Genomic DNA, 4,984 nt, shown 5'->3' with positions numbered 1-4,984 from the left:
CCGGCGGGGGGTGCTGGCGGTGCAGCTGCTGCTCGCGGTGGTGCCCGCCCTGGGTCTGCCGGCGCCGCTGGCGGCCGTCGCGGTCGTCGCGGCCCTGGCGGGTGCGGGGCTGGCGCTGTGGCAGCGGTGCAGCCCGTGCGCGGCGGACCGGGAGCTGGGTGCGCAGATCCGCCGGGAGCGGGTGACGGCGCGGGAGCTGGACGCGCTGCGGGGGCACGGCTGGACGGTGCTGCACGACCGCCTGGCGCCGGGCACGGAGCACCGGGTGGCGCACGTGATGGCCGGTCCGGGCGGGGTGGTGCTGGCCACGCCGCTGCCGGTGCGGGGGTGGTGGCCGCAGCGCGGGGCCGTCCCGGCCGGGGACCTGGTGCGCGCGGAGTGGCTGGCGGCGCGCCGGTGGGAGGCGGAGCAGGTGGACGCCGAGCTCGCCGACCGCCTGGGGAGCTGGCCGTGGACGGGGCCGGTGCACGCGGTGGCGCTGCTGGTGCCGGTCGCGCCCGGCCCGCTGGGGCTGCTGCACCGCCGCACGGCCCGGTCGGCACCGCGGGTGCCGCACGCCCGCGGTGGCGGGGACGTCGCGCTGCACCCGGCGGAGCGGGTGCGGCACTGGGTGACGGCGATGCCGGCCCCGCTGGGACCGCTGGCGGTGGCGGAGCTGACGGCGGAGCTGGCCGACGCCTGCCCGCCCGCCGCCGTCGCGGACTGAGCGTCCCTCCCCGGCCGGGTCGGCCCGGACCGGGCCGGCCGTGGCGGGGTGTCACGGGCAGACGGTGGCCAGCGCCTCGTTGGGGACGGCCGACGGCCCGCCGAGGACGACGGTGCGCTCGATGCGCAGGTCGGCGATGCGCTCGACGACCGCGACGGGGGTGCAGGTCTTGGGCAGCAGCAGGAGCGGGGCGTCGTTGACGGCGGCGACGGGCACGGCGGCGAGGGCGTCGGGGAAGTCGTCGCCGGTGGCGAGCACGACGGTGGTGGCGTCGGCGAACCCGGCGGCCGCGACGGTCGCCGCGGTGGAGTAGCGGTCGGTGCCGGCCAGGCGGGTCACGCCGCCGGCGCCGACGACGTGCTCGGCGAGGGCGGCGGCGGTCTCCTCGGTGACGGCTGCCGTGCCACCGACGACGGTGGCCCGCTGCAGGGGGTGCTCCCGGAGCCAGGCGGTGGTGGCGGGCGGGAGCGCGGCGGGCCGCGTGAGCAGCAGGGGGATGCCCTGCGCGGCGGCGGTGGCACCGCCGGAGAGGGCGTCGGGGAAGTCGTCGCCGCGGCTGAGGACGGCGGCGTCGGCGTCGGGGAAGAACGTCTCGGCGACCTCGGTGGCGGTGGCGTAGCGGTTGGGGCCGGCGATGCGCACGACGACCGCCGCGGGTGCGGCGGTGGCGATCTCGGCGAGCACGTCGTCGCTCACGGCGGAGCGCCCGCCCACGACGTGGACGGTGGCGGGGGCCAGCCGCGCCAGCTCCGCGGCGGTCGCCGGGGGCAGGGCGGTGGGGGCGGTGAGCAGCAGGGGGGCGTCCGCCGCGGCGGCGGCGGGTCCGGCCGCGAGGGCGTCGGCGGCGGTGGCTCCGCTGGCGATGAACACCGCACCGCCGGGTCCGGCGGTGAAGGAGCCGCGGGAGGCGGCCGCGGCGGTCTCGTACCGGTTGGCCCCGAAGACCCGGAGCAGGCCCTCGAACACGTAGGGGACGCCCTCCTTGGGGGTGGTCCCCGGGGTGTCGGCGGGGACCGGGAGCGGCGCTGCGGCGAGGGCGGCCGACGGGGCGGCGAGCGCTGCGGCGAGGGCGGCCGACGGGGCGGCGAGCGCGAGCAGGGGCAGGCGGGAACGGGTGCGCATCTCGACCTCCGCGGGAGTGGGGACCACGACGGGAACGGCGTCGCTGCGGTGCTGTGACCGCCGCGCACGCTAGGCGCCGGAGCCGCCGAACCCGCGCCGCGGCGGCGCCCTGGCCACCACCACCACCCACTCGGCGCAACCTTGCACCGCTGCGTAGCAGCATGATCACTGGCGAACTCGGGGGGTCGTGACCCCGCCCATCACCCACCCGGCCGCACAGCGCCACGCTGCGCAACGAGGACCTCGGCACTCAGTCACGACCTGGGAAACCCACAGCCGGCACCGGGGAAAACCCCCACTTCCCGTCGTTCCATCGAACCTGCCCGCGGTCCGCAGCCGCGCGGATCCCCCGAGACCCCTGGATGGAACCCGTGGAACCCTGCCGCCGACCGGCCCCGCGCACCGCAGCGGCCGACACCTCCTCCCACCCGCGGACCCGCCGGTGAACGCCGTCGAGCGCGACTACGAGCCGTGGACGCGGCTGGCCGGCCCGCTGACACAACCCCCGCCGGGCCCCTACGCGGTCCAGCACCGCAACCTCGTGACGCGCGACCGCCGCCGGCTGCAGGCGTACACCATGCTCGCGCTCGCGGTCGTGTGCGAGGCGGTGTTCCTCGGCTGGCTGCTGTGGCCCAGCCACTACCCGACCGCCGACGGCTCCTGGCTGTCCTGGCTCGGGATGGCGATGGTCGCCGGCGTCGGCGCCGTCGAGGTCATGCGCCTCGTCAACGTCGTCACCCTCGTCCGCGCCACGTTCAACGCGGCCGACCCCGTGCCGGTGGTCCCCGAGACCGGGCACCGGGTGGCGTTCCTGACGACGATCGTGCCGGGCAAGGAACCCGTCGAGATGGCGGAGCGCACCCTGCGCGCCGCCAAGGAGATCCGCTACGACGGCCGGCTCGACATCTGGCTGCTCGACGAGGGGAACGACCCCGAGGTGCGGGCGATGTGCGCCCGGCTGGGCGTGAACCACTTCTCCCGCCACGGGGTGCCCGCGTGGAACCAGCCCAGGGGCAAGCACAAGCGCAAGACCAAGCACGGCAACTACAACGCCTGGTTCGACGCGCACGGTCACGCCTACGACTTCTGGCTCTCGGTCGACACCGACCACGTGCCGGCGCCGGAGTTCGCGGAGCGGCTGCTGGGGTACTTCCGCGACCCCGACGTGGCGTTCGTCGTCGGCCCGCAGGTCTACGGCCAGAACTACGACAACTTCGTCACCAAGGCCAGCGAGTCGCAGCAGTACCTGTTCCACTCGGTGCTGCAGCGGGCCGCCAACCGCTGGGACGTCCCGATGTTCGTGGGCACCAACAACGCCGTGCGCATCTCGGCGCTGCGCGACATCGACGGCCTCGCCGACTCCATCACCGAGGACGCCGCCACGTCGCTGGTGTGGCACACCAGCCGCAACCGGCGCACCGGCCGGCGCTGGAAGTCCGTCTACACCCCGGACGTCCTGGCGGTGGGCGAGGGGCCGGCCAACTGGTCGGACTACTTCACCCAGCAGAACCGCTGGTCGCGCGGCACCGACGAGGTGATCCTGCGCACGTTCCACCGCTTCGCGCGCAAGCTCGGCTGGAGGCGCGGCCTGCACTACGCGCTCCTGATGTCGTACTACCCCAGCGCTGCGCTGTCGTGGGTCCTCGGCATCGCCAGCCTCGGGCTGTACCTGGTGACCGGCTCCAGCGGGGTGCAGGTCGCGGCCAGCACCTGGCTGATGCTCTACGCCAACGCCGCGGTGCTGCAGGCGGGGATCTACTTCTGGAACCGCCGCTACAACGTCAGCCCGCACGAGGAGCGCGGCAGCTCCGGTGTGCTCGGCATGTTCGTCTCCGCCCTGTGCGCCCCGATGTACGTGGTGGCGTTCATCGACGCGGTCCGCGGCAAGAACGTGCCGTTCGAGGTCACCCCGAAGGGTTCGGAGTCCGCGGGCGACCGGTGGCCGGTGTTCCGCATGAACATCCTCTGGGGGTTGCTGCTCGGCGGCTGCTTCGTCGCGTCGTTCCCGCTGGGCAACGACTACCCGGCGATGCGGCTGTGGGCGGCGATGGACATCGCCATCTGCTTCCTGCCCGCCCTGATCTGGCGGTTCCAGGTGCGTGCCCGCCGGGCCGCCGACCGGCGCCGCACCCCCGCGGCGCTGCCGGCCGCACGGCCCGCGGTCATCGACCTGCGGGACGCGCCGGCCGACCGGGCGGCGCTGCCGATCACCACCCTGCAGGACGCGGGGGTGCGGCGGTGAACCGCACGGCACTCCTGAAGCTGCGCAACCGCGCACTGCTGGGCTGCACCGCGGTGCTGCTCGTCGCGGTCAACCTCAACGGGATCACGTCGTGGCTGCACGTGGCGTGACGCACCGGTTCAGCCGCCGGTCGCTGCTGGCCGCGGCCGGCGGCACGGTCGCCACGCTGCTGCTGCCCGGTTGCGGCAGCACGGCGGCCTCGGCCGACACCACCTCGACGGCGGGGTCGACGGCCACCGCGACGGCCACGGCCACCACCGCCGCGCAGAGCCCGCTGGCGGGGACGGCGTTCTACGTGGACCCCGCCTCCGACGCGGCGGTGCAGGTGCAGGAGTGGCTGGCGGCGGGGAACACCGCCGACGCCGCGCAGCTGCAGCCGGTGGCCGGGACGCCGGTGGCCACCTGGTTCTCCGGCCAGCACGCCGACCCGGGCGCGGCGGCCGCGGAGCTCACCGCGGCCGCCACCGCCGCCGGGCAGGTCGCCGTGATCGTCGCCTACGACGTCCCGGGCCGCGACGCGGGGTCGTACTCCGCGGGCGGCGCGGCGGACGCGGACACCTACCTGGCCTGGGTGGGGGCGATCGGTGCCGGGATCGGCGACGCCGAGGCGGTCGTCATCCTGGAACCCGACGCCATCGCCCACGCCCTGGACGGCTCCAACACCAGCCTGACGGCCGCCGAGTGCTACGCCCTGCTGTCCAGCGCGGTCGACGTCCTCAAGCAGCAGCCCAACGTGCTCGTCTACGTCGACGCCGGCAACTCCGACTGGGTCGTCGACACCTCGGCGCTGGCCACCGCCCTGCTGGCCAGCGGCGTGCGGCGCGCCGACGGGTTCGCGCTCAACGTGTCGAACTACCAGACGACCGAGGACTCCCTGGCCTACGGCGAGGAGCTGTCCGACCTGCTCGGCGGGG

The 4,984-nt window shown here is 75.7% G+C and carries 3 protein-coding genes and 1 pseudogene; 3 read left to right on the top strand and 1 reads right to left on the bottom strand.

Annotated features, from left to right (window positions below; translation table 11 throughout):
• A pseudogene (locus ABEB16_RS04770) lies at positions 1–706 on the top strand (hypothetical protein); the annotation flags it as partial.
• 51 nt (positions 707–757) lie between these two features.
• On the opposite strand, the gene ABEB16_RS04765 reads toward ABEB16_RS04770, so the two are convergent.
• Complete coding sequence (locus ABEB16_RS04765; protein ID WP_345711122.1) at positions 758–1,855, bottom strand: cell wall-binding repeat-containing protein; 1,098 nt, start codon at positions 1,853–1,855, stop codon at positions 758–760.
• A 415-nt stretch (positions 1,856–2,270) separates the two neighbouring features.
• On the opposite strand from ABEB16_RS04765, the gene ABEB16_RS04760 reads away from it, so the two are divergent.
• Both ABEB16_RS04760 and ABEB16_RS04755 read left to right on the top strand, forming a co-directional pair.
• Positions 2,271–4,070 carry a glycosyltransferase family 2 protein gene (locus ABEB16_RS04760; RefSeq protein WP_345711121.1) on the top strand — a complete coding sequence of 600 codons (1,800 nt, stop codon included), beginning with the start codon at positions 2,271–2,273 and terminating at the stop codon, positions 4,068–4,070.
• A 91-nt stretch (positions 4,071–4,161) separates the two neighbouring features.
• Positions 4,162–4,984: glycoside hydrolase family 6 protein (locus ABEB16_RS04755; protein ID WP_345711120.1), on the top strand; the 823-nt coding region annotated here is incomplete at its 3' end.

Source organism: Kineococcus glutinatus (genome assembly GCF_039542765.1).
Taxonomy (GTDB): domain Bacteria; phylum Actinomycetota; class Actinomycetes; order Actinomycetales; family Kineococcaceae; genus Kineococcus_A; species Kineococcus_A glutinatus.
This window is presented reverse-complemented; position numbering and strand designations above follow the sequence as displayed.